This is a genomic window from Candidatus Kuenenia sp., from assembly GCF_039794105.1.
Lineage (GTDB): Bacteria > Planctomycetota > Brocadiia > Brocadiales > Brocadiaceae > Kuenenia.
Genome location: NZ_JBDIWA010000001.1, coordinates 155768 through 181297, shown reverse-complemented (window position 1 = coordinate 181297; position 25530 = coordinate 155768). Strand labels below are relative to the sequence as shown.

General features: G+C 41.9%; 18 protein-coding genes. 7 read left to right on the top strand and 11 right to left on the bottom strand.

The annotated features are described in order from the left end of the window. Positions 1 to 1562: 1562 nt before the first annotated feature. Positions 1563 to 4124 carry a DUF4388 domain-containing protein gene (locus tag ABJL82_RS00670; protein WP_347272756.1) on the bottom strand — a complete coding sequence of 854 codons (2562 nt, stop codon included), beginning with the start codon at positions 4122 to 4124 and terminating at the stop codon, positions 1563 to 1565. Between the two features lie 438 nt (positions 4125 to 4562). Here ABJL82_RS00670 and ABJL82_RS00665 point away from each other — a divergent pair, with 438 nt between their 5' ends. Next, on the top strand, positions 4563 to 4757 hold the full coding sequence (locus ABJL82_RS00665) for a hypothetical protein (protein ID WP_347272755.1): 195 nt from the start codon (positions 4563 to 4565) through the stop codon (positions 4755 to 4757). A gap of 60 nt (positions 4758 to 4817) precedes the next feature. Here the strand turns inward: ABJL82_RS00665 and ABJL82_RS00660 are convergent, their stop codons facing one another. The 4 genes from ABJL82_RS00660 to ABJL82_RS00645 form a co-directional block, all read right to left on the bottom strand. Then, positions 4818 to 5387, bottom strand: coding sequence for a polysaccharide biosynthesis/export family protein (locus ABJL82_RS00660; protein ID WP_347272754.1), 570 nt, complete (start codon positions 5385 to 5387; stop codon positions 4818 to 4820). Positions 5388 to 5587: 200 nt separating this feature from the next. Further along, positions 5588 to 7414, bottom strand: coding sequence for a glutamine--fructose-6-phosphate transaminase (isomerizing) (glmS, locus tag ABJL82_RS00655; protein WP_347272753.1), 1827 nt, complete (start codon positions 7412 to 7414; stop codon positions 5588 to 5590). 202 nt (positions 7415 to 7616) lie between these two features. Further along, the gene (locus ABJL82_RS00650; protein ID WP_347272752.1) at positions 7617 to 7919 is read right to left on the bottom strand and encodes a PqqD family protein; all 303 of its coding nucleotides are present in this window, start codon (positions 7917 to 7919) and stop codon (positions 7617 to 7619) included. Between the two features lie 32 nt (positions 7920 to 7951). Continuing rightward, entirely contained in the window at positions 7952 to 10783 is a 2832-nt protein-coding gene (locus ABJL82_RS00645) for a nucleoside-diphosphate sugar epimerase/dehydratase (protein ID WP_347272751.1), read from the bottom strand. Between the two features lie 500 nt (positions 10784 to 11283). On the opposite strand from ABJL82_RS00645, the gene serS reads away from it, so the two are divergent. Next, complete coding sequence (gene serS, locus ABJL82_RS00640; RefSeq protein ID WP_347272750.1) at positions 11284 to 12603, top strand: serine--tRNA ligase; 1320 nt, start codon at positions 11284 to 11286, stop codon at positions 12601 to 12603. Between the two features lie 302 nt (positions 12604 to 12905). On the opposite strand, the gene ABJL82_RS00635 is transcribed toward serS, so the two are convergent. From ABJL82_RS00635 to ABJL82_RS00620, 4 genes are all read right to left on the bottom strand, one after another. Further along, entirely contained in the window at positions 12906 to 13598 is a 693-nt protein-coding gene (locus ABJL82_RS00635; protein WP_347272749.1) for a hypothetical protein, read from the bottom strand. Positions 13599 to 13621: 23 nt separating this feature from the next. Next, a complete protein-coding gene (gene ispF / locus ABJL82_RS00630) occupies positions 13622 to 14098 on the bottom strand; it encodes a 2-C-methyl-D-erythritol 2,4-cyclodiphosphate synthase (RefSeq protein WP_347272748.1) in 477 nt (158 codons plus the stop codon). Positions 14099 to 14130: 32 nt separating this feature from the next. Further along, positions 14131 to 15876, bottom strand: coding sequence for a dynamin family protein (locus tag ABJL82_RS00625; RefSeq protein ID WP_347272747.1), 1746 nt, complete (start codon positions 15874 to 15876; stop codon positions 14131 to 14133). A gap of 112 nt (positions 15877 to 15988) precedes the next feature. Beyond that, positions 15989 to 16372 (bottom strand): RidA family protein, encoded by a 384-nt coding sequence (locus ABJL82_RS00620; protein ID WP_347272746.1) that lies wholly within the window; start codon positions 16370 to 16372, stop codon positions 15989 to 15991. A gap of 333 nt (positions 16373 to 16705) precedes the next feature. Between ABJL82_RS00620 and truA the strand changes: the two genes are divergently transcribed. From truA to thiC, 5 genes are all read left to right on the top strand, one after another. Then, on the top strand, positions 16706 to 17461 hold the full coding sequence (truA, locus tag ABJL82_RS00615; protein WP_347272745.1) for a tRNA pseudouridine(38-40) synthase TruA: 756 nt from the start codon (positions 16706 to 16708) through the stop codon (positions 17459 to 17461). Between the two features lie 193 nt (positions 17462 to 17654). Further along, a complete protein-coding gene (gene metG / locus ABJL82_RS00610) occupies positions 17655 to 17981 on the top strand; it encodes a methionine--tRNA ligase subunit beta (protein WP_347272744.1) in 327 nt (108 codons plus the stop codon). Positions 17982 to 18035: 54 nt separating this feature from the next. Continuing rightward, entirely contained in the window at positions 18036 to 19763 is a 1728-nt protein-coding gene (gene recN / locus ABJL82_RS00605) for a DNA repair protein RecN (protein ID WP_347272743.1), read from the top strand. A 34-nt stretch (positions 19764 to 19797) separates the two neighbouring features. Continuing rightward, on the top strand, positions 19798 to 20580 hold the full coding sequence (locus ABJL82_RS00600; protein ID WP_347272742.1) for a pseudouridine synthase: 783 nt from the start codon (positions 19798 to 19800) through the stop codon (positions 20578 to 20580). After that, a complete protein-coding gene (thiC, locus tag ABJL82_RS00595; protein ID WP_347272741.1) occupies positions 20549 to 21820 on the top strand; it encodes a phosphomethylpyrimidine synthase ThiC in 1272 nt (423 codons plus the stop codon). The genes ABJL82_RS00600 and thiC overlap by 32 nt, the downstream gene beginning before the upstream one ends. 290 nt (positions 21821 to 22110) lie before the next feature. Here thiC and ABJL82_RS00590 read toward each other — a convergent pair whose 3' ends face one another. Both ABJL82_RS00590 and acs read right to left on the bottom strand, forming a co-directional pair. Beyond that, the gene (locus ABJL82_RS00590) at positions 22111 to 23181 is read right to left on the bottom strand and encodes a phosphotransacetylase family protein (protein ID WP_347272740.1); all 1071 of its coding nucleotides are present in this window, start codon (positions 23179 to 23181) and stop codon (positions 22111 to 22113) included. Between the two features lie 167 nt (positions 23182 to 23348). Continuing rightward, positions 23349 to 25469, bottom strand: coding sequence for an acetate--CoA ligase alpha subunit (acs, locus tag ABJL82_RS00585; protein WP_347272739.1), 2121 nt, complete (start codon positions 25467 to 25469; stop codon positions 23349 to 23351). Positions 25470 to 25530: the final 61 nt, after the last annotated feature.

Below are 25530 nucleotides of genomic sequence, written 5' to 3'. Positions count from 1 at the left end.
GAAAATTGAATATTGAACATTTTTCCTTGTCTGCGGAATTTGGGAAAGAGCATTTTGCTTTTTCAAAAGACTAAAGTGTTACAAATAATTTATATGGTTCTCAGTTTGAATAACACTGGCACTTATATCCGCAGATTTCACAGATTAAACAGCTTTTTATCTTTAACTGGGATTATCACGAATAAAGTAAAATACAAATTGCTTGTGTGCGTTCCCGATTTTTTGTAATTCTCTATACCTGCCAGTCGGCGGAAGTGTAGGGGCGAAGCATTTGCTATAATTGTCATAAATGCGTTCATACTCAAATGGGCAAATGCTTCGCCCCTACTTTTTCAAAAAAGTAAAGTATTACTAGATTTTCACCGACATACCTGCCTGCAGGCTGTCGAGCCTGCTGATTTAATTTACCTGGACTTCGTCCCTCTCAGTTACATGAATAATTCATGTAACCTGTGAACGGATACAGCATGAATCAGGCTGTCTTCAGTCGGCAATCCTCAATCCTCAATCCTCAGTCGGCAGTCCTCGGTCTGTAATTTGCCGAGTGCTACAGTATAATAAAGAATTTCAGGTCTCGAAGCGCTCCCCTCCGCTTGTGCATCGTAGACAGGCCAAAAAGAGGTTATGTAACAGTTCACCCGCCCCTCAATCCCCTCCCAAGAGGGGAATTTGCTGTAGAGATGCATTGCATGCGTCTCTCTCTCTCTCTCTCTCTCGCGCGCGCGCGCGCGCGTCGATCAACTATATTATGGTTGATCGTATGTGCCTCTCATTTGTGGGGGGCATTCCAGATTCTTTGTAAAAATGCCATTAGCAGGGGGGGAGAGGGGAAGAATAGTAACTCAATCTTCCAGCTTGAGGGTAAAATAACACAAGCGGCCTACCTATACGTCCCGGCACGCAGATCGGAGACTCGCCCAGACCGGGACGGTCTGGCTACCTTCGGAAACGTACGCAGACAGGGAAGCATCGTAGAGACAGGTTTAAAACCTGTCTCTACAATGACCTATATTTTTAAGCCCCACTAATTGTTTATAGCCAAAAGTATCTATTTTTCTAAAATTTAATATACAATCCAGGGATGGCACAGGCATTTTGCCTGTGCGGAATACAGGCAGGAATGCCTGTACCACCCTTGCAATAAATTTTATTATTCATCTTCCAAAAAACCTTATTTTTTTGACTATATTTACAAAAAATCGGGAATGCACCCATGATCATTCCACCCCCTTAATCCCCCGCCAGCGGGGGACAGGCTTGCCACATCCCTTGCTGCTTTTATGCCCTTGTGGGGTTGATCCTGGTTCATTCCCGGTTTTTTGTGACTTCTGCCATGTTTTAATGAAACGTACAGTAGTATTAACCCCTGGCAGCGTTGTTTCGCCCCAATCACACAAACGGTTACAAAAAATCTGGAATGCGCCTCTCGCCTCTCTGTTGTGTCAACACTTTATTTACGCGTAGCAGTTTCCAGACGCATGCAATGCGTCTCTACAAAAATATCGAAATTCCTATACATAATATTTAGCGCCTAAACCCGGCTCCTTACTCCTTACTTATAATCATCTATAATAATACGCGCCGGTTTCTGTATAATTCATGATAGTGCCAAGAAGTTTTGTTTTTGTTTCTTTTATAATAGCTGTTGCCTGATCGACCTCCCCAACGGTGACGTGCCCTGATTTGACCACCAGGATCACACCATCTGCCAATGGCAGTAATGGAGCAACACCGCCCGTTGCGTTTAACAAGGGAGGTGTATCTATAAGCACAACGTCATACCGTTGTTTCAACAGGTTCAAAAATTTTTCAAAAAGCTGAAAATACATCCTTCCTTCCGGAAAAATCTCCCCGGTTCCGAATCTCAGGAGTGAAATATTTGAGCCATTTAACGTTGTCACGTTCGATAATATCTCACGTTCCAATAGTCTGCTCCCCCCAAAACGCCCCAAACGGTTGATCACCGGAGTAAAATCCTCCTGAAAAAATACCCGTTTATCTTCGTACGTTTCTATACTTCCCGGTTTGAATGAATATGTTCCCTCTTTCCAACTGAATAGTTTCTGGAGATGTTCTTCTATCTGCAATTTGAGAGGACCTTTTAATTGTTCCTGATTTATATAACCCGCATTGATGAGGATATATCCCAACGGCAATTTCGTGCGCTGGTTTCGTTCCATGGCGTCTTTCAACTGGGTCTCATTGATAAAACCCCCTCGCAGGAGCATCGTTCCCAATCTGTTGGCAAATGGAGTGTCCTCATTGTCAATATGAAAAAGGTTGCCATTTTCAAAGATGGTGGTAATCTTTTGTAATTCGTTGGAAATAGTCAATTCTCCGCTCAATTTTTTTAATGCAATAAGCGAAAAAAGATCGTCCACACTGCAATTGCACAAAGAACCATCCTGTATTTGCCATGACTGGATTTTTTCCATTGCATTTGACATTCCGGCGTTCTCAGCGTTCTCATTATCTATTGATCCAAACAAATTGCTTAAATTCGGATTGTACACGTCCGCATCCACCATTATCACGCGCAACCCACCCTTTGCCATACTTACTGCCAATTTTGCAAGAACCGTGGTCTTGCCCTCCCCCGGTGTGGCGCTTCCTACCATCATAGTCTGCCCGCTCATTCCTGTTTGCATAAAAGGCAACCGGTTGATAATACAATCGGAATTGGAGCGATAATAATAACCACCTTTCTGATTCTTCTGCCCCGGAGGTTTTCCGTTGCCGGAGAAAGCCCGCACTCCCTCTTTCTTTAGTAATTTCATATACGGTATCGTGCCGAGGACCGGCATACTCGTGCACTGGACAATTTCTTCCTGCGTTTTGACTGTGTTGTCCATATATTCACGGAAAAATACAAGGCATGTTCCAAATGTTAAGCCTACCACTACCGCTAGAAGGACGTTTAATTTCTTTCTCGGTTTTGATGGAAATAGAGGCGCTTCTGCTTTATCAACAACACGGATTGAGTCCTTCTTCATGTTTCCGGTAAGACCTATTTCACTGGCCTGTTTGATCAGGATATCATAAATCTCCTGGTCAGTTTCCGCTTCCAGATTAGCCATATTATAATTTATGGCTTTTCCATGATTGTATTCAGACATTTGTCTGTTAATTCCCTCATACTGTTGAATTGACAGTTCCAAGGCAACGATCCGGTCAAGTTCCGTTTTTACCGAACTCCGTACCGCCCGAATTTCGTCCATCATTCCCTGCTCTAATTTTTTAATACTCGCATTTGCTTCAATCATTTTGGGATGATTGTGGCCGTATTTGGTTGATTTCTCCAGCACCCACGCATTAAGGGTTGCCAGTTGTGCTCGAAGATCCTGGATAACCGGATTTTGTGCTACCTCGGGAAATAAAAAGATGTTTTCGTCATCAAGGGAAAATGACCCGAGTTGCTCATATTTATACTGGCAGGCCGCTCTCTGGGAAGACCCGACCTTTGCCTTCTGCCCTTGAATCTGTGATTTCAGCCAATCGAGCGCCTGCTGCGACGACATGCGTTGTATCTGGCTATTCCTTTCTATAAAAGCATGGGCGTGAGCATTGGCTACGCGTGCGGATGTTTCCGGGGATTTGTTTGAAAAGCTGATATTTACCAGATGTGTTTCGCGAATGGGTTCTATCTGAAGGTTTTTTAAATACCAGTCGATCATTTCAGACGTCACCAAATCATTTGATGATGTCAAAGAGGATTCAGCATCGTTATTATCGGATATTCCCTCAAATGAAACCCGTTTTTCCGGCACATTATCATAAAAGACTTCCCATAACTCATTCTCCTGAATAACTTGTTTCGCAAGACTCCTGCTGGCAAGAAGTTTGTATTGTGTCTGGTAATACTCCTTATCAGTGGCGTCTATCCGCATAACATCCGCCATTTCTTCCATAAACGACTTTTTGTTATCGATGATAATCTGTGTTGTCGCTTTGTAGACAGGCGTTACGGTAAACGACAGATAAGTAACTACGGAAACCACTGCAGTGAAGAATATTACCAATATCCATATATGTTTTCTTATGATGTTGAGATAGTCCGTCAGATGAACATCACCATTAAACGGTTTGCCTCCAAATGTATTGTTAAATTCGTTATTTTGATTCACGGCTTTGCTCCTCTCATAAAAGGTACGTATAGTTCCTTATCAGTAATTTCTTTGGTAATACATTATTTTTTTGAAAAAGTAGGGGAGAAGCATTTACCCGCTTGGGTATGAACGCATTTATGACAATTTACAGCAAATGCTTCGCCCCTACACTACGATTGTTGGAATTTTTCAAAAAACTAAAGTGTTACAGCTTTTTTGTATTAACACCCCCCAATCCCCTCTTGATAGAGGGAACTCCTGCGCTCCCCTCTAAAAAGAGGGGCATGGGGCGTGTTATAAGGCAAACCTTTTCCCACTCACACAGGACTAAATATGCGTGGTAAATTTTTTCAAAAAACTTCGCGGGTTCAGGTTTGTAACCGTTCGGCTGAGCTCGCAACGAAGCCTGAACCAAACGTTTTATACTTTCAATCCAGCCTTCTATTAGGAGAACAAATGACAAATAAATTCCAGATTCCAAACAGGGATTTTGTGATTTGGGCATTGGAATTTTGCCGGAGTACATTGCCCCATTATACGCACAAACTCATGGGTTCAGGTTGCAAACCTGAACCCGCCGGGAGTTTTTTAGAAAGCCATTTTATCGCCATATTTCTAAAATCATATTTGTTTGGCTATACAATCTTTTAACACTTTAGTCTTTTTCAAAAAACTACAGTGTTACCAAATCTTCACACTTCACGCCGATTTTTAAAAATACCTTACAGGCACTCTGATGATATCTTTTGGCTTTACCAGTGCATCAAGTTTTGCTTTATACTCCTTTTCTTTTCCATCTTTCGTCCTCACTACGATTACGCGGCGAGGCGACGCCTTTTCCGTTACCCCACCCGCCTGCGCTATTGCCTGGCGGACGGTCATACTGTTTTTCCAGTCATATTCACCGGGGGTTATTACTTCCCCAACCACATACACTTTTTTACTCTGATACTTTTCTACCTTTATCGTTACTTGTGGAGAGACAAGATATCCTCCCTCCAGGAATTTCTTCTCCATAAGTATTTCCAGAGCAAAGACCGAAAGTCCTTCGGCGTCTACCTTGCCAATTAAGGGAAAGGTAAAGGCTCCGTTTTGTGATACTTCAACCATTCTGTCCATGTCTTCGTTGTCCCACACACGGATATCAAGGATGTCTTCAGGCCCGACTACATATTCATTATTTGAAATGTTGTCGGCTGAGAAGGCAAAGGATGTCGTGCACAGTAATCCTATAAAAATGCATATTATTTGTAATGTAGTTTTCGACTTTTTTTTTCTCATATCAGGCTCCTTTCTTTTAAATAAATAGTTATCATTGGTCATTGGTCATTGGTCACCTTATCAGTAATTTCTTTGCTTTTTTGGGTAAAATATTTAATTGTTCTTTCGGCAATATACAGTCTACCGTCGGCAAATTGCAGATTGAGGACTGAGGACTGTTTTCTTTCTTGCCTGTTTGGTTCTGGCTATGCCAGCTTATATTATTCAACCGTTACGCTCTTTGCCAGGTTTCTTGGTTTATCCACATTGCAACCTCGCATTACTGCCATGTGATATGCCAGTAATTGAAGGGGAATGACAGAAAGCAAAGGGGTTAGTACTGCCGGCGCATCCGGTATATACACTACATGGTCTGCTTTTCCCCAGATCTGGTCGTCGCCTTCTGTTGCAATAGCAATGACCTTCCCTTTCCTGGATTTTACCTCTTCAATATTATTGAGTATTTTTCCGTATGTGGCATCCTTTGTAGCAATAACTATTACCGGCATGTTTTCGTCTATTAACGCAATAGGCCCGTGTTTCATCTCCGCTGCCGGATACCCCTCTGCGTGAATATATGATATTTCCTTCAGCTTTAATGCGCCTTCAAGCGCTACGGGATAGTTGAACCCACGCCCCAGATACAACGCATGATTTTTATCTTTGTACACTTCCGCCATCTCACGGATTTCCTCTTCTCTATCAAGAATCTTTTGAATCTTGCCGGGAATGGAATTAATGGCTGATATCATTTCTGAAACTTTTGGGACCATCTTCTGCCTTAACAAAAGCGTATGGAGGGCAAACAAATAGAAGGCGGCTACCTGAGCAGTAAATGCCTTTGTAGAGGCGACTCCGATTTCAGGGCCTATGTGGAGATATATGCCGGCATCAGCCTCTCTGGCGATGCTGCTCCCGACAACATTACAAATAGCAAGTACTTTTGCGCCTTTGTTTTTCGCCTCTCTCATAGCCGCAAGGGTATCGGCGGTTTCTCCCGACTGGCTTATTGCCATTACCAGTGTATCTTTTTCGATTACAGGATTGCGATATCTGAATTCAGAGGCATATTCCACTTCAACCGGTATTCGTGCAAGTTCTTCAAGCATGTACTCTCCTACCAGACCTGCATGCCATGATGTGCCGCAGGCGATAACCACAATGCGTTTAACTGCAAGAAGGTCTTTTTCACAATGGGCAAGTCCGCCCAGTTTTATAGGGACTTTATCACCATCTACCCTTCCCCTCATAAGATTTTGAAGCGCCTGCGGTTGTTCGTAAATCTCCTTCAGCATAAAGTGCTGAAAACCGGATTTTTCGATCATATCCAGGTTCCAGAGCACTTCTTCTATCTTTTTCAACGACGTGATGTTTTCTATGGTCTTTATCTCGTAGCTATCACGGGTGATAATCGCAACCTCAAGATCGTCCAGATAGATAACATTTCTCGTATGCTCCAGCGTAGCCGAGACGTCCGATGTGATGAAATATTCATTATCGCCGATTCCAATAATCAATGGGGAACCTTTTCTTGCGGCCACTATTTTCCCTGGATCTTTAGTGGATATAACGGCAATGCCGTAAGTTCCCTCAATCATCTTGACGGCGCTCATTACGGCTTCTTCCAGGTTGTCGTTTAGATTTTCTTCGATTAAATGTGCCAGTACCTCTGTATCTGTTTGACTTTTAAATATGTGCCCTCTTTGTTCCAAATAAGAGGTTAAATAGTTGTAATTTTCAATAATGCCATTGTGCACAACAGCAATTTCACAGCGACAATCCATGTGGGGGTGCGCGTTTTCAACCGTAGGAGCGCCATGGGTTGCCCATCTGGTATGGACAATACCCATATTTGCAATGATAGGATTCGCATTCAGTTTATTCTCAAGCTCGACAACCTCTCCTACGGCTTTCTCGTATCGCAATGTGCCGTTTTCAATACATGCGATACCGGAAGAATCGTATCCACGATATTCGAGTCGTTTAATGCCATCCAAAAGCACTTTTCCGGCTTCCTTGTTTCCAATATATCCTACAATTCCACACATATAGGGTTATTCCTTTCGTTTAATAACTTTTTTTATCTATTAAAGACTCTTACTTGCCGTAACTGTTTTTGTGGAACCGGCAATAGTTGAAATATATCAACATTGCATTTCAAATTCGCCCGTTCAGATTTTACTACGGGTTTTTTGTATACTTTTTTTGTTTTTTTTGTTGTGTTCATGTTAGTACTTATTAAGGCAAAACTTATTTATAAACGATTAAGTTTTTAACAGAAAGGTCTTCCAGAAAACATAACACATCAAAACACGCGGCATTTGCATCCACCTGATACTCATTACATAATTTTTCCGCTATTTCTCTAACCGCAAATACGCCATTACACATATCCCATATTTCAGCCCCTACATCATTCAGTTGATGAAGCCATTGGCCATCCTCAGAAAAAAGGACAGTATCACCACCTACCTTCCGCCAAAAGCACTTGCTTTCGTTTCGGTAAGGAACCTTATTTTTATTGTCCAAAATGAAGCGCATGAGTTTAGCCATAAGCCTTATTATCAACAAACCATTCTAAAGGATTACCTCATTTGTGAATACTGCGTGGTATCCGTTGTGCCGGCATATTCCAATTGAAAGATTTTGTTACGGGCGTATTTAATATTCCGATACTTAATTTCGTACACTGCAGCACAATCCACTATTCTGCTTATTATTCTTAATTTTTCCGGGAAAAGGTTTTTATTATCAATATCGTTTAAATCACATGGATAGATATTGTTCATAAGGGCAACTACAACTTCCTTGCCGCTTAATTTTCTAAATGAATTATTTGCATCTGTACCTAATAAAATAACTGCCTCTAACGGTGCAATCTTACTATTTTGTTTTGTAATCTCTGTTTTCACGGGAAATTGAGAAATGTAATATGAGCCTTTTTCTTCCGTAACTACGATTAATTCATCCGAAAGGATTTCCGCCTCGTGAGTAAACAGGCTTGATATAATCGTTTTATTATCGCCGGATTTCCCTACAAGAAGAAATCCTCTTCCATCCGTCACGATGCCTGCCGCAGGGATAAAAAAATCATTTGCACCCTTTCCGTTGTGTATGCCTTTCTTATAAAATCCCTCATAAATACAGCGGCACATATACTCCACAACAGATAGCTTCCCGGCAGTAGGGATAAATACCCTTTTTTCCGCTTCAGAGGAATTTTTACAATAATATTTTTCCTGCTTATAATTTATTTCTTCCCCATCATTATACAATCTGTTGCTCTCCTGATATCCGAATATAAACCGGCAGTCGTTTCGGCCATTCATTTCAGAGAAATGGAAATATTTTTGCGCTTCGTCCTCAAGTTCTTTATTCAAAAAAGAAAAGGTCAGACACCTTTTTCCAATGTTCAACGTTAATCCGCCATTATTCCCGACAGGCCTTTGGTATCCACGCCGTTCAAGAGGCAATACATATTTTTTAAGCATGTCCCGGACTTTTTCATAATGATCCATTGCGGAAAGATTCTTCAGGAGTGTTTCAAACTCACTGAGTATTTTATTTATTTCGTGCAAAGAGAACATCCCGCTATTCTTTGCAAAAAATACCTTCTCATGCCTGCTAGCGGTTGTGCCTTCTTCTGCGGTAAGTATTTCTTCGTAAAGCTTTTCACCAGGCCTCAAACCGGTAATCTTTATGTCTATGTCCTGATAGGGCTTCAAACCATGGATCTTTATTAAGTCTTCCGCTAACGTCAAAAGCTTTACAGGTTCTCCCATGTCCAGGACAAGGATATCGCCGCCTTTCCCTAAAATTGCCGCCTGAAGAACCAGTGACACCGCCTCCGGAATCGTCATGAAATATCTTTCGACATCTTTATGGGTTACAGTAAGGGGTCCTTCCTCCTTTAACTGCTGTAAAAACAACGGCAAAACACTCCCGCGGCTGCCTAAGACATTTCCAAATCTTACCGATAAAAACTCTGTATTTGACATCCCTTCAAACGCCCTGCAAATATGTTCCGCCATCCTCTTTGTCGCGCCCATAATACTAGTCGGCCTAACCGCTTTATCCGTAGAGATTAAAACAAACTTTTCCGCTTTATTCTCCATTGACACCTTTGCTACTTTGTACGTCCCAAACATATTCACTTTAACCGCTTCTTTGGAGTTATATTCCATCATGGGCACATGTTTGTAAGCAGCGGCATGGAAGACAATCTGCGGTTTCATATTTTTAAAAACACTGGTAACGGACTCTTCGTCCCTTATATCGCCGGTAATAAATAATACCTTTTGCAGCATTTGCGAATTGATGCGCTGGTTATAAAGCAGATGCGGAAATCGTTTTTCCAAATGAAGTTTCAAAGAATGTAATTCTGTTTCGTCTATATCGAAGAGTATTACTTTTTCGGGATGAAAGGAACAAACCTGCACAGCTATTTCAGAACCGATAGAGCCACCGGCGCCAGTAATAAGAACAACCTTGTTATGTATAAACCGCTCTATCCCTTTATGGTCAATCTCTACCGCCTGCCTGCCTAAAAGGTCTTCAATACTGATATTTTCAAGATTGTGAATATTTATTGCAGGTTCACAGTTATCATATATGCGTGGAATAATCTTTATATCCACGCCATACCTGTTTGCGATATTGTATAATTTCCTCAATGATTTGTAGTTTAATGATGGAATGGCAACAACCATTGCCTTGATTCTCTTTTCTTTTATAATATCTTCCAATATATCAGTTTTGCCAAGCACAGGAATACCGTGTATGCTTTTTCCCACTTTGCCAACATCGTCATCAAGCAATCCAACAGGGCAATAATCTTTATAGTCCCCTTCTTTCAGATCCCTGAGAATCATGCTTCCTGTGTTCCCGGCGCCGATGATAATGGTTCTTTTTCCATGTTTTGCGTTGATTCTTCCGTAAATGTATTTCAAAAATACCCTTTTTGAAATCCTTGATCCGCAAAATAATGTGAGAGAAATCAGGCATTCAATAAAAATGATACTTCGTGGAAAACCCTGAACGGGAAATAACGAATAAAGGCCGGAAATATTTATGATGTTATTTGATATATATGGATTCCAGATTATCGCCCCAAGAACAGTTAATGCTACAAACTGTGATAATGTGATATAGATGAAATCAGGGATGCTTACATATCGCCATGTGATTTTATATATTTTAAAAAGAGCAAGCATACCTATTTTGACAAATAAAAACAGGGGCAATGCCCTTAAAATCATCCATCTATATTGCGGGGACACCTCAAAATCAAAACGAAAAAGAAAGGCTACAAAAAGTGAAAATGCAATGATAACTACATCGCACGCACAAAAGAACATCGTACGCTTAAAATAGGTGGGATAGAATAATTTATTTATAGATATTCCCGCTGTCGCCAATGTGAGATTTCCTTTTTAAGTTTTAATCAGACTCTTTTTATTATGATTAAGCAGATTTTAAAAACATAAAAACCTTATCCATTCACTTGCATCACCATCTGCCGTTGCTGTGACCACGCCCGGAAAGGTCTTTTGGGAAGGTGAATAAACATACCTTTCTTAAAGAAAACCCATATCACATAGCATATTAAAAATAATACCTCTGTAAATACCCTATTTGGTATGTATACAAATGGGTGTCTTCTTTTGAGTTAATGGATAGCATGCACCTGCGCTTCTGCAGATTTATTCGTATGCAATAACGAAGTAACAGGGTATTTTGAATTAGAACGAAATCAGTTTGAACACCGAAAAATAGAGGGACACTTCCCGTATTTCAAAAACTAATATGGGAAGTGTCCTTCGATTACATTCATTCAGAAAACCCTTGGATTTTTCCCAGGCGATGGCATATAATCCACTTCTCAATTTAGCAATTAGCCAGAGGAGATACAAAACATATGCTTGATATACATTTCATAAGAAATAATGTGAACGCAGTAAAAGAGGCAATTGCCAATAAACAGGAAATTGCCGTAAACATTGATGCTATTTTAGAAATAGACGCCCAACGCAGGAAAAAGATTCAGCTCTGCGAACAGTTGAAAAATCAACGGAATGAGAAGTCAAGGGCGGTGAGCGAACTAAAAAAGAACGGACAAGACGCTTCCGCTATCATTGAGGAAACAAAAAAGATTGGCGATGATATAAAATCCATTGATGCGGAATTACGGGATCTGGAATCCCAACTTAACGACCTGTTGCTTGGAATCCCCAACATACCGGCAGCAGATGTACCTGTTGGCAAAGACGCCTCTGACAACGAAATCGTGAGATACTGGGGAGATCGAAAAACATTTCATTTTACGCCGCAGCCGCACTGGGAGCTGGGAAGGACGCTGGATATTCTAGACCTTGAACGGGCAGCGAAAATTACCGGTTCCGGTTTTATTTTATTAAAGGGGGCTGGCGCAAAACTTGAGCGGGCGCTCTTTAATTTTATGCTGGATATACATACCCGTGACCACGGATATACAGAAATCTTTCCCCCCTTTCTTGTAAACAGGAAGTCCATGACGGGCACCGGGCAATTGCCGAAACTGGAAGACGACATGTATCGGACATTACAAATGTACACCGCGCACGCGTCTGAAAAAAAAGCCGTTGCCGAAGATCTCTTTCTTGTACCAACTGCAGAAGTGCCCGTAACCAATATTCACAGGGACGAAATCCTTCCGTATAAAAACCTCCCCATTTATTATACCGCGTATACTCCCTGTTTTCGCAGGGAGGCCGGTTCTTATGGAAAGGACACGCGGGGCATAATGCGGGTACATCAATTCAATAAGGTGGAATTGGTAAAACTGGTGCGGCCCGAAACCTCGTATGATGAATTGGAAGCGCTGCTCGCCAATGCGGAAAAGATACTGCAATTGCTTGAACTGGAATACCGGGTGGTGAAATTGTGTACGGGGGATATGAGCTTTGCCGCCGCTAAGTGTTATGATATTGAAGTCTGGGCGCCAGGAGTAGATAAATATCTTGAAGTTTCTTCCTGCAGCAATTTTGAAGACTTTCAGGCACGGCGCATTAACTTGCGTTTTCGCGACGAAGACGGCAAGCTGCAATATGTACATACTTTAAACGGTTCTGGATTAGCGTTGCCAAGGACGGTAATAGCAATCCTTGAAACGTATCAGCAGGAAGACGGTTCAATCCTGATTCCGGACGTCCTTCAACCCTATATGAAAGGAACCAGGATCATTGCAAATCAATTATAACGCAATAAACTGTAACATTTTAGTCTTTTGAAAAAGTAAAATGCTCTTTCCCAAGTTCCGCAGACCGGGTCAAATGTTCAATATTCAATTCTCAATTTGTAAGGACACGCCATGGCGTGTCCCTACAAATTGTTGCTCATTTACCTCTATTCCTCATAGGTTCAGGTTGCAAACCTGAACCCGCCGTGAGGCGTGGAATGTTTACGCTGAATAGTTACGAATATTGAATATTAATTTTCAAAAAGGCACTAATGGAGCTTTTCACGGTGTTTTTTCAAGAAACTAAAGTGTTACAATAAACTTTATTTCAAGGAATAGCTTTTTCCAAACATTTCTATCCCAATCCATCTTCCCTCAGAAGCAACCAGTAATCGGCCCTTGCCGGTAATAAGCAAGAACAATACGAGGAAAGGAAATACTACCGGAAAGGCAATTATCAGGACAGAAAGTGTCACAAAAACTACAGGCACAGAGGTAACAAGGATTACCGCCAGTATAGGGAAGATCAACATAAATACGATGATAAGAATTCCAAACGCAAACATTAAAACAGGAGGCAGGACAAAGATGGAGATTAATCCCCAAAATACCCTTCCGAACTTGCCGGATATTTGTTTATCACGCAAAATAACCCCGCTTCTTAAATCTTCCCGGGGCAGAAATGTAACTTCGGAGAGTTCTTCAATGTCTGTTTCCTCCAGCGCAACTTCTTCTGAAGTTGTGCTTCCTGCAATAGGAACGGCAAGGGTGTAGTCCGTTTCTTCCACACCCTCACTTTTCGCTATCGAAAGGTCAGCGTCTTTTTCTTTCTGCTGAACATCAGCTTCAGATGGTTCTTCAATGCCTGTTTCCTTCTGCGCAACTTCTTCTGAGGTTGCGCTTCCCGCAGCAGGATCGGTAAGGGTAGGGTTGTCTTCTTCCACGCCTTCCCTTTTGATTTCAGAACCGGCAGCGTCTTTTTCTGTTTCTTTTTTCTTTCTTTTCCAAATTGCCATAGTACTGTAACCTTATTATTTTATTAAGTATTTTCGTGTAAACCCGCTATTGCTTGCGCCGCAATCGCTTCCCCGCGGCCAATTGCATCTACACCTTCCATTGTTGTTGCCTTTATGTTTACCCTGTTTGTATTTAAATGTAACAATTGTGCTATATGCTGTCTCATTTCCTGTTTTCTCAAACCTATTTTTGGTTTTTGCGCAAGTATGATGACGTCTATATTATTGATTTTAAAATTGCCTTCTTTTAAAAGATCAACAACTTTTGAAAGAATAACCGAACTGGAAACATCTTTCCATTTTTCGTCGGTATCAGGGAAGTGTTCTCCAATATCGCCAAGAGCTGCAGCCCCTAACAATGCGTCACAGATAGCATGAATCACCACATCCGCATCGGAATGACCCAGTAAGCCGAGATGGTAATCAAACGAAACCCCTCCTAAAATAAGCTTCCGGTTTTCGACGAGACGATGAATATCATATCCAATCCCAAAGAGCATACAAAATAGTTCCCCATTAACATATTTTTTGTTTAGCTAAGACCGCTCTTCCGCATAAGGTTTTTAACACTTTCCAATAATGCATCTACTTCTGAAATTTGCCGTGCCGTTTCTTCCCTTTCCGTCCATCGGAGATCACGATAAGATGAAATGTTGTTGCTTATATCTTCAATTACGCGATCGATAGCCTTATTCACCTCAAACTTCATAAACTCCACAAAACGTTCACAGATAGCGTCGGTCCGCCTTAAAAATTCATTTCTGAATGTTTTACGCTTTTGAGGGAAAATAGCTAACCCTATAAAAGCCAGTGCTACAGAAATACCTATCGTTACCGGTGGAGGCGCGATCCATGAAAACATCATTATCCCCCCCACGCCAATTCCTATGGCAAATGTTTCAATGAGCAGAAAACTGATAAAACCTGCTTGCACTAATCCATTGAGTTTTTCAGATTCCCGTTCCGTATCCAATTCCCTAAACTCTTTGGAACGGGTCTTTAATGCAACTTCAATTTCATGTTTGCGGTCATCATAATGGCGTTCAATATGCCCGTTAACTATACTCCCCGCCATGCGGTCATACCCAACTTCCTTCTCAACATGATCTCTGGCCATGTCCCACAATGCACGGTTATTTCGCGCCACATAATCAACTACATCATCAATAATGCGGTCGAGATCTGTTTGCGGATTTAAAAGCCCATACACCTCTCTTTTAAATCGGTCATTCAGTTTTTCTCTTCCTATTTTTGACATAAGAACCGATCTGGCAGTAACATAAGTGTTTAAAAAATTTTCGAGTTTTTCTTTTAATCGTGAGAATACCAGCTTGATTTCATCTTTATATTTTAACGTGTACTCCTGCATATCCTGTTTTTTGTTTTTCAGGCGCGTTTCAAATCTTTCAATATTTTTAATATCCGTGTTGCATTTATTCACCTTTTCCCCAAGCCTTTGTTGTAGTTCGGTGAATACATTAAACAGATATTTTAAAGGGCTTACGAGTTTGAAATCTATTTTTGTATCAAGGTCAAGTTTTTCAAACATAAACGCCTCAACTTCTTCAATACCGCTCTGTTTCAGCAGCGCTTCATTATTTTCGCTTCGCGCTTTGTATGCCTCTTTTGCGGAAACGGATAAAACCTTTGGCTCAAAACCCAGCAGCCGGTAACAATTTTTTTCCACAAACGATATAATATCAATAAGCTCTTTCGGCGTCTTTAAATCAATTTTATTCAGTATAAAAAGCACCTTACGTCCCCATTTCCCCTTTAAGAATTGCAAAAACTGCCGTTCGCTTTCGGTAAAAGGATGATCGGCAGAGGTAATGAAGAGTACGAGTTCAGCCCTGTGTACAAAACCTTCCGTTAGTGCGGAGTGTTCTAAAATAATTGAATTTGTTCCCGGCGTGTCTACCAGGGTAATATCTTTCAAAACCTCCATCGGGTATGTTGCCCGGCATAAATGGTCTCCTACCTCCTTTACTTCCACTTTATCCCCATAGGTCAGCAAGGTAATTCTGTTCGTGGTGGGGGTAGGGCCATCCACTAAGACACGTTCACCACACAAGGCATTGATAAAACTGGATTTACCGGAATTATATTCTCCTGCAACCAGCAGATAAAAAGGTTCTTCCAATTGAGAACGCATCTCTTCTACTCGTTTCTCCATCTCTGTAATACCAATTCTTTCGAAGAATTTTTTTGAATTATCCAGCAAATTTACTATTTCCGGATAGATATCTCTTCGCTGTGTCTTTGATGTGATGTTTAACATGGATTGGATTAAATACTGTAAAGTGAAAAATGGTTATTAAGAAGTACCCTTTTGCGTTAATTGTTGCGAAAGTCGATGTTATCAATTTTAGCAATGCAAGTCAAATTTCTTTTCAGCCGGTAGTTGCAATGGCTTCGATCTCGATAGCAACGTCCTTCGGCAGCCTGGATACCTGCACCGCAGCTCTGGCTGGCGGTTCATTTTGAAAAAATTCCTTATAGACGTCATTCACCGCTGCATAATCATTTAAATCCTTCATAAAAATAGTCGTCTTTACCACCTTATCCAAAGAAGTACCTGCCGCATCCAATATATTTCTCAAATTATTTAAAACCTGCCGTGTTTGTACCGCAGCATCACCCTGTAATGTTTCGCCCGTTTCAGGTATTATAGGAATTTGTCCGGAAACAAATACCAGATTGCCGGCCTTAATAGCCTGGGAATATGGACCAATTGCCGCAGGCGCAGCCTTTGTTGAGATTACCATTTTTTTCATTTATTTACTCTCTTAATTAATGAAAGATATACACTCTGTAAGGATGTTGAAATCGGGGGATGGGAAGCCCTTTTTATTCAAATAGATTTTGCAGACAACACGGTTTTTTCATTGATTACACCCGTCTTTTTTGCTTCAATCCTTCTCGGTTTGTGTATTCTGCTGAATTTTTAGCCCGGTAAGGTTAGGTTTCGTGCCTCAACCCAACCTTTATAACTTACATAAACTTTGTGCGCAGAAGGCTAGTGGATATTTCATTACGATTTTTCCAAATTTTTAATAAGTATAGCTTTTTATCATGCACCGGTAAAAGTATTTTTTCTGCAAATGTGATTGTTTATTTCCTTTTATCTCATGCGTAACGTACGCCTTACTATTGAATACGAAGGTACTAATTATGCGGGCTGGCAATGGCAAAAAAACGCCATTTCGGTACAGGAGACCCTTATCCGTGCAGTAAGGACAGTTATCCGGGAAGAGGTGGAAATACATGGCGCAGGCAGGACTGACGCCGGAGTACATGCCCTTGGCCAGGTTGCCAATTTTAAAACGTATTCCGCCATTCCTGCAAAACAGCTATTGCGGGCAATAAATTTTTACTTGCCACAAGATATTACAATAAAAGATGTTGCCGACATGGAAGACAGTTTTCATGCACGATACAGCGCTACGTCTAAGGTGTACCGGTACGCCGTGTTGAATGATTGGTTAAGAACCTCCCTGAATCGTAATTTTTGTTATGTGTATGGCTTCCCATTAGATCTTTCTAAAATGATGACGGCGGCGCAATACCTTATCGGCGCCCATGATTTTACTTCATTTACCACAAAGGCTTTGGATGATAAGGACAGGATACGGACAATCAAGAACCTGGAGATTCAGAAAGAAGGGAAATATATTTATTTTGTAGTTGAAGCAGACGGCTTTTTATACAAAATGGTAAGAACTATTGTCGGCACACTCCTGGAGATAGGACGCGGAAAAATGGACGTCTCTCTTATAAAAAAACTCTTTGCGACCGGGAACAGAGATGACGCCGGCCCAACGGTCCCTGCGAAAGGATTATGCATGAAAGAAGTAAAATATTAATATGTAACGCCTAACCCGGTACGAAGTAAGCGAATTACGATTTACGATTTAAATCGTAAATTAATAAAAGAGAAACCACAGATTTCACAGATTACACAGATTAAAGAATCGTAAATCGTACTTCGTAAAATGTTACGTTGACATAAATTTTAAAATGGGCTATAGTTATGAAGATTTTTGAAAGGACTTGCAAATGATATCAATTGAAGATTTTTTACGGGTAGAGTTACGGGTTGCGGTAATAAAACATGCGGAACCGCACCCAAACGCGGACAAATTGTTAGTATTAAAGGTTGACGCCGGCGATGGAAATCAGGAAAGGCAGATTGTTGCCGGGATAAAAAACTATTACACCCCGGAAGAACTTATCGGAAAACAAATTGTCATCGTAAACAACCTTGCTCCCTCTGTCATTCGGGGCGTTGAAAGCCAGGGTATGCTGCTTGCCGCAAAAGACGCAGAAAAATTAGCAATCTTAACGACAGAAAAAAACGTTCAACCCGGTTCCGGAATCCAATAAATCACAACAATAAATCCTAAAATCCTATTTTGCAGAAATATGGTATAGTGTTCTGTGCTGCAAGAATTATATATTTCCAATTTTGTATTAATCGATAAAGCAACCATTACGCTCAGTGAAAGATTAAATGTATTCAGCGGGGCGACAGGGGTGGGGAAATCTCTTGTAATTGGCGCTTTACATTTCATTCTCGGTGGTCGTTTTACGCAGGACATTGTGCGAAACGGCAAAGATGAGGCAGTGGTTATTGGCAAATTTTACGTGAAGGACGGCTCTTTGCTGGAATATTTCAGGAAGACTTTGGATAACACAAGCATTGATGAAGAACTTCTCCTCAAAAGAAGCATCGATTCCAACGGACGGAACAAATGCCGCTTAAACAATGCGCCTATCACATTGTCCATTCTCAAAGAGATTGGAGAATCATTAATAAACATACACGGTCAGCAGGAACATGAAACATTATTGCAGGGAATGAACCAGTTGCAGATACTTGATGATTTTGGAGGCGTCTCCCCTCTCCGGGAAAAGTTTTCATCCCTCCATAAACAGATAAAAGAAAAGGCCGCATTGCTTGAAGGACTTAAAAAAAACCAGCGTGAAAGAAGAGAAAAAACCGAATTATATGCCTTCCAGGCCGACGAAATAGATAAGGCGCAACTCAGGGTTGGAGAAAAGGAAGAGCTTGAAAAGGAAAGAAGCCTTCTCATCAACGCCGAAAAGATATACAATGCCGTCTCATCATGTTATTCCCAACTCTATGAAACATCAGATGCCATGTATGGTACGCTAAAATCGATTGCCCGCGAATTACAATCGGTTGCAAAATTTGACGAAGACCTTGTCAAGGTCTCCGAATCATTTAACCAATCGCTTTACCAGATTGAAGACATTGCCTTTTCCCTGGGGAAATACAAGGAAAACTTCAGTTATGATCCACAAAAACTTTCTTCTCTGGAAGAAAGGCTGGATACCATCAGAAAACTAACAGCAAAATACGGGAACACGATAGACGATGTTTTATCATACCGGAATGAAATAGAAGCAAAACTAAAACAACTGTCAGAGGAAGGGTCAAGCATTGAGAGCCTGGATGAGGAGCTGACGGCTGCAACAGCATTGCTGAAACAAAAGGGCTGCGAATTAAACAAAAAACGCATCTCTGTGGCGGAAAAACTTGCACCTTTGATCGACAAGGAATTGGGGGATCTAGGTATTCCGCACGGCAGGTTTCAGGTAGAAATCAAATCTCCCTTCCTGGATGACAACGAAGGGGTCTCTGTTTTAGAAACAAACAGTTCCGGGATATCCAACATAGAGTTTCTTATTTCTCCAAATCCTGGCGAGAATTTAAAACCGTTAAGAAAAATAGCCTCTGGCGGAGAAATTTCCAGGGTGATGCTGGCATTAAAACACCAGCTTGCCAAGGTCGATAAAACACCCGTCCTGGTTTTTGACGAAATTGACGCAAATATCGGGGGGAGGATGGGCGAAGTGATTGGAGAAAAATTAAGCAGCATTGCCAAATCACATCAGGTAATCTGCATTACGCACCTTCCACAAATTGCATGTTACGCTGACGAACACTGGAAAGTAAGTAAATTTGTAAAAACGGGGAAGACGTACTCCACCATCGAAAACATGGCCGGCGAACATCGTATAGAAGAGATTGCCGATATGATCAGGGGCGCTGAAAAAACGGACATCACCAGAAAACAGGCAAGGGAAATGCTGCGCGATGCAAAGAAAAAAACTAAGGCAGTAAATTTAACTTCTCAATAATTAATTTAAGGCATCATTTATAAGAAATTCTGAAATGCAGGAACGTTTACAAAAAGTATTAGCAAGAGCGGGCATTGGGTCACGCCGTGAATGCGAAAATATTATTTTAGAGGGCAGGGTAACTGTTGATGGCGAAAGAGTTACTGCTTTAGGCGCTACGGTAGACGCCGGGAAAAGCGTGATTTATTGTGACGGAATGCCGATCAGGCCTGAATCTAAAATTTATTATCTGTTAAATAAACCGAAAGATTGTTTGTGCACAAATTACGATGAGTTAAACCGCCTAAGGGCAATTGATATAATAAAAAATGTCAAACAAAGGCTTTATACCATTGGCAGGCTTGACAAGCAAAGTGAAGGGCTGATTATCATCACAAATGACGGAGAACTCTCCAACAAGCTGTCTCATCCAAAATATGAGGTGAACAAAACATATTTTATTGAGATTGACGGATATTTATCAAATGAAACTATTACGGCATTGCAATCCGGGGTTTGGCTGGCTTTTGGCAAAACACAACCCGTCAGAATAAAAAAAATGCATCGCAGTTTTAAAAAAAGCAGGTTTGAAATGATACTCTGTGAAGGGAAGAACAGAGAAATACGAAGAATGCTCGCAGATCACGGGCACAAAGTAAGAACCCTGAGAAGGATAAAAATCGGCTCCTTATGCGACCCGGACTTAAAAGTGGGCAAATACAGGAAATTAACTGACCAGGAGATAAAAAGTCTTTACTCAATGACGGAAAAAAAACCTATTGAAAAAAAAAGCGGAAAACAACGATATGACACAGTTACAGCAAGCAAGAAAAAATAATATTACAAAAGAAATGGCTGAGGTGGCAAGAATTGAGGGACTCGACCCTGAATATATCAGAGGGCGTATTGCCGAAGGGAAGATTGTCATCCCCGTAAACCACAAACGGAATGCCCGGAAATTATGCGGCATTGGCGCAGGCCTTAAAACCAAGGTAAATGCCAATATAGGCACATCGGCAGACTATGCGGATATTGGCACAGAATTAGAAAAATTGCGTGCCGCTGAAGAAGCGGGCGCCGATGCGGTAATGGACCTGAGCACCGGCGGGGAATTAAGAACCATTCGAAAAGCAATCATAGCATCTGCTTCTGTTTCCGTAGGCAGCGTGCCAATATATGAGGCGGCTGTAAATTCCATTAAAAGAAAGCAGGCGATTTACGATATGACCGCACGGGATATGATCGAAGCCATACAATTGCATTGCGAGGATGGCGTTGACTTTATAACCGTACATTGCGGCGCAACAATGGGGGTATTAAAACATTTGCGCGAAAATAAGCGTATTTGCGGCGTCGTAAGCAGGGGAGGAGCCTTTTTGGTGGAATGGATGGTACACAATAAAAAGGAAAATCCATTCTATGAAGAATTTGATGAAATATTGGCTATCGCAAAAGAATATGACGTAACCATCAGCCTGGGCGACGCCATGAGGCCCGGCGCATTGGCGGACGCCTTTGACCGTGCGCAGGTGTATGAGTTGAACGTACTCGCCGAGCTTACGCAAAGAACATTGGAGGCAGACGTGCAGGTAATCGTTGAGGGACCAGGCCATGTGCCGCTGAATCAAATAACAGCGCACGTTCAATTACAGAAAGAACTTTGCAAGGGAGCGCCATTTTATGTGCTGGGTCCCATTGTCACCGATATTGCTCCCGGTTACGACCACATTACTTCCGCCATTGGAGGCGCTATAGCCGCTTCTGCGGGCGCTGATTTTCTCTGTTATGTAACACCGACGGAACATTTAAGCCTTCCCGGTCCGGAAGACGTCAGAACCGGCGTAATGGCTGCGCGGATAGCCGCCCATGCGGCAGACTTGGTAAAAGGCGTTAAATCTGCCTGGGAGTGGGACAAAAAAATGTCGCACTATAGAAAAAACAGAGATTGGGAAGGCCAGTTTAATACCTGTATCGATCCGATCATCGCCAAAAAGATCCGGGAAAAAGGCAGGCCAAAAAACGAAGATGTCTGTTCTATGTGTGCGGAATATTGCGTATTCAAATTAGGAGATGCGTAGGGATTTACGAAGTACAAAGTACGATTTGCGAGGTACGATTTAAAATCCCAAATCGTACTTTGCGGGTTCAGGTTTGTAGCCTGAACCAAACGTTTTATACCTTCAATCCCGCCTCCTATTAGCAGAGCAAATGATAAATAATTGTAACTATTCAGTGTAATTTATAACACCACACCCCATAATCTCCTCTTGATAGAGAGGACTTATCAAATTCCCCTTTTTTAATCTGTGAAATCTGTGAAATCTGTGGTTTCTTTGTGGTTTCTTTATTTACACGTATGCCTGAATAGTTATTTCGTTAGCCCCAATTTTCTGTAAATTGTTTCAAAATCAACTTCTTTCTCTATTATTCCCGACGCGTGCTGTATTTTAGACATATTGTTTAATTGCGTGGTGTATGCGAGTTTTTCGCATGTTTCGATGGTCGTTGCGGTGTCGGCGCTTACTACGATTACGGGTACGTTTGTTTCCTGGGCGCGGCCTAAAATAGAATAGCTCGGATAGAGATCCCCCGTAAGGATCAGGCATTTCGTGGAGGTTTCAAGGGCGGCGGCATGAATATCACTGCGGTCGCCTCCCGTTATAACCGCCTTATCTGATATCTTTTTGAAGTGCTGTATGGCGCTTTCAAGGTTCATTGCCCCTATTACAAAATGTTCGATCAGTTCGCCGGCTTTTTCTTCGCAACAAAGGATTTTTCCATTAAGCGCGGTCACAATGTCCCGAATTGAAGTCGCTCTCAACAAGGGATCTCTTCGGATAATTCCCAGGGTATCGACGCCATGTTTTTTTAAAAAAGGCTGGATGGTGTTTTTCATATACTCCAGTTTGGCGGACGGAACCAGGTTAAAAACAACGCCAAGCAGTTTCTCTTTCAATACATTTGAAGCATAGAGGAAGCCGTCAAGCATTTCAATGTATGATTCGAATTTATCAACAAATATTACCTTTGCGTTTACTTCGGTGATAAAATCCAATTCGGAAAAACCAAGGCATGTGCCGCAGGTTAACCTGCCGATGCCCCTGATAATCATGATGTCTTTGCCGGACGAGGCTATGTGAAACGCCTCCATTGTTTTTTCGCGAATACTAAGGTTTTCGCCTTTCACCAGGCGTTGTAACATATCTTCCGTAAATATAACGGGGCTTATGGACTGTAGCGGCTCGTTTACATCAAGCGCCCGGGAGAGGAAAACGGCATCCTCGTCGGTAAGCACATCATTCACAAAAACCGGCGAAAATCCGACAGGCTTAAAATAGCCAATGTTATACCCGTCTTTTTTTAACTTGAGACCCAGGCCGGCGCAAATGAGATTTTTCCCGGAAAGGGGCGATAGAGATGCGATAAACAGAGGTATCATATACCCTCCTCACCTGAAAGTATAAAAATGTTGGAAAAATAAGAACGATTGTATAGTCAAACAAATATGTTTATAAAGGATGCGTTAAGCGATAGAGAATCCGCTGTAAATATTATTGGTGGATTCGGCGTAAAAACAAACGCCTTAATACACCCTACCGCAATTTTTCAATTTCCCCTTTTCGCTGCCGAAGCATTTACGGCAATACGTGCATCTATTGCAATGGCGCCGCCCCCTTTGGGGAACACCACCAGCGGATTAATATCCATTTCGATTATTTCCGGGAAATCTTTCACCAGTTGAGAGAGCCGCAGTATATTTTCTACTATTGCATCAATGTCAACGGATTTTTCACCGCGCACGCCTTTAAGAAGCGGGAATGAACGGATTTCCTGTATCATTTCCCACGCTTCGCTTATGCCAACCGGCGCAATTCTGAAGGTTACATCTTTAAGCGCTTCAACGTAAATGCCGCCAAGCCCAAACATTATCAAATGGCCAAATTGTGGTTCATGTGAGACGCCAAGGACTAGTTCCTTGCCGCCGGTAATCATCTGCTGTACCATAATGCCTTTTAGATCGGCTTCCGGCATATGGCGTCTTGCTTTTTGCATGATGTCACTAAAGCAGCCTCTTACCTCCTGTTCGTTTTTGACCCCAATAATTACGCCCCCAATGTCCGATTTGTGAAGTATGTCGGGGGATGAAATTTTCATCACCACCGGATATCCCATTTCTTCTGCCGCCTTTACCGCGTCCGTTTCAGAGGTAGCGATGATGCTTTTAGGAATAGTAAAGCCATAGGTGGAAATCACCTGCTTGGCGTCTTCTTCGCTTAGATAGGCGGCCTCCTCCTGTTTCATTTGTGTAAAAATTGCACGGACACGTTCCTTTCTGACAATAAAATTCTTTGTTTCCGGCGCGGGTTTGCTTTGCCATAAAGTGTATTGGTACATTGCCTCAATGGCGGAGATTGCGCGTTCGGGGAAAGGGTAATTAGGCACTTTCCTCTGACACATGATTTTTAGAGCGCTTTCAATTCTTTTGCCGCCCATAAAGGAAGTTGCAATGGTTTTGTCTGCATAACTTGCGATTTCACAGATTGCCTCTGCAGTTTTTTTTATTTCGGTCATTGCCTGAGGAGTGAGTATTGCAAGAATCGCGTCTACATTCGGATCTTTTATGACGTTTTCTATAACAAGCCGGTAACGGTCCGATTTTGCGTCGCCCAGCACATCTATGGGATTATATACATTTGCCATTGGCGGCAGGGAATGGCGCAATATTTCTATGGTGTCTTTGGAAAATTCAGCCATCTTTAATGCGGACCTCTCTATTGCATCCGCCGCAATAATGCCTGGCCCTCCCGCATTTGTAATTAAGGCTACCCGCGCACCTTTTGGCAATTGTTGAAAACTAAACATTCTGGCATAATCAAAAAGCTGCTCGATCGTATTGGCGCGAATCACTCCCGATTGCTTGAATGCCGCATCAAACGCCCTTTCCGATCCTGCCAATGTGCCGGTATGGGAAGAAGCCGCTTTCGACCCGGCGGCAGTACCGCCCGATTTTACTACGATTAAAGGTTTCTTTTTCGTTATTTTTCCGGCGGTGGCAATAAAATCTTTGCCGTTTTTAACACCTTCCAGATAACCGAGAATCACCTTCGTGTTTTCATCTTCATACATTGCGTTAATGAGGTCTACTTCATTAATATCTGTTTTGTTTCCCATGCTGATAAACTTTGAAAATCCCACACATTCAACTGCAGCCCAATCCAAAATTGCGGTACACAAAGCGCCGGATTGTGAAAAAAAGGCAATATTTCCCCTTTCCGGCATATCGGCGGCAAATGAGGCATTGAGACACGATTGTGTATCTATTACTCCAAGACAATTCGGCCCCAGCAGCCGTATAGCGTGGCGTGTTATTTTCTGGTAAAGTTCCTTTTCTCTGATAGCGCCTTCAATGCCGCTTTCTTTAAAACCGGCGCTGATAACCACAATTGAATCGATTTTCTTTTCAGCGCATTCGTCTACAACCTTTCCCACATATTGGGCGGGTACGACGATAATCGCCATATCTATGGCGTCCTGGATATCTTTAAGGTTTGCATATGTTCTTAGACCAACAATATCTTCCGCCTTTGGGTTTACCGGGTATATTGTCCCCTGATACCCGTATTGTACCAGATTTTTTACTATATCGTGGCCAACCTTGCCCCTTTCTCGCGAGGCGCCAATGACGGCTACCGTTTTAGGAGAAAAAAAATGTTTCAGTGTGGTCATAGTCATAGTCCCATAGAATAATCAGTCTACAGTCGGCAGTCGGCAGTCCACAATCTGCAAT

Excerpts from the sequence above, each read along its gene's own strand:
- serS (WP_347272750.1), top strand. The coding sequence starts at position 11,284 with ATGCTTGATATACATTTCATAAGAAATAATGTGAACGCAGTAAAAGAG.
- ABJL82_RS00665 (WP_347272755.1), top strand. The coding sequence starts at position 4,563 with ATGACAAATAAATTCCAGATTCCAAACAGGGATTTTGTGATTTGGGCA.
- metG (WP_347272744.1), top strand. The coding sequence starts at position 17,655 with ATGATATCAATTGAAGATTTTTTACGGGTAGAGTTACGGGTTGCGGTA.
- ABJL82_RS00600 (WP_347272742.1), top strand. The coding sequence starts at position 19,798 with ATGCAGGAACGTTTACAAAAAGTATTAGCAAGAGCGGGCATTGGGTCA.
- glmS (WP_347272753.1), bottom strand. The coding sequence starts at position 7,414 with ATGTGTGGAATTGTAGGATATATTGGAAACAAGGAAGCCGGAAAAGTG.
- acs (WP_347272739.1), bottom strand. The coding sequence starts at position 25,469 with ATGACCACACTGAAACATTTTTTTTCTCCTAAAACGGTAGCCGTCATT.
- ABJL82_RS00590 (WP_347272740.1), bottom strand. The coding sequence starts at position 23,181 with ATGATACCTCTGTTTATCGCATCTCTATCGCCCCTTTCCGGGAAAAAT.
- ABJL82_RS00625 (WP_347272747.1), bottom strand. The coding sequence starts at position 15,876 with ATGTTAAACATCACATCAAAGACACAGCGAAGAGATATCTATCCGGAA.
- thiC (WP_347272741.1), top strand. The coding sequence starts at position 20,549 with ATGACACAGTTACAGCAAGCAAGAAAAAATAATATTACAAAAGAAATG.
- ABJL82_RS00650 (WP_347272752.1), bottom strand. The coding sequence starts at position 7,919 with ATGGCTAAACTCATGCGCTTCATTTTGGACAATAAAAATAAGGTTCCT.
- ABJL82_RS00660 (WP_347272754.1), bottom strand. The coding sequence starts at position 5,387 with ATGAGAAAAAAAAAGTCGAAAACTACATTACAAATAATATGCATTTTT.
- ispF (WP_347272748.1), bottom strand. The coding sequence starts at position 14,098 with ATGCTCTTTGGGATTGGATATGATATTCATCGTCTCGTCGAAAACCGG.
- ABJL82_RS00620 (WP_347272746.1), bottom strand. The coding sequence starts at position 16,372 with ATGAAAAAAATGGTAATCTCAACAAAGGCTGCGCCTGCGGCAATTGGT.
- ABJL82_RS00635 (WP_347272749.1), bottom strand. The coding sequence starts at position 13,598 with ATGGCAATTTGGAAAAGAAAGAAAAAAGAAACAGAAAAAGACGCTGCC.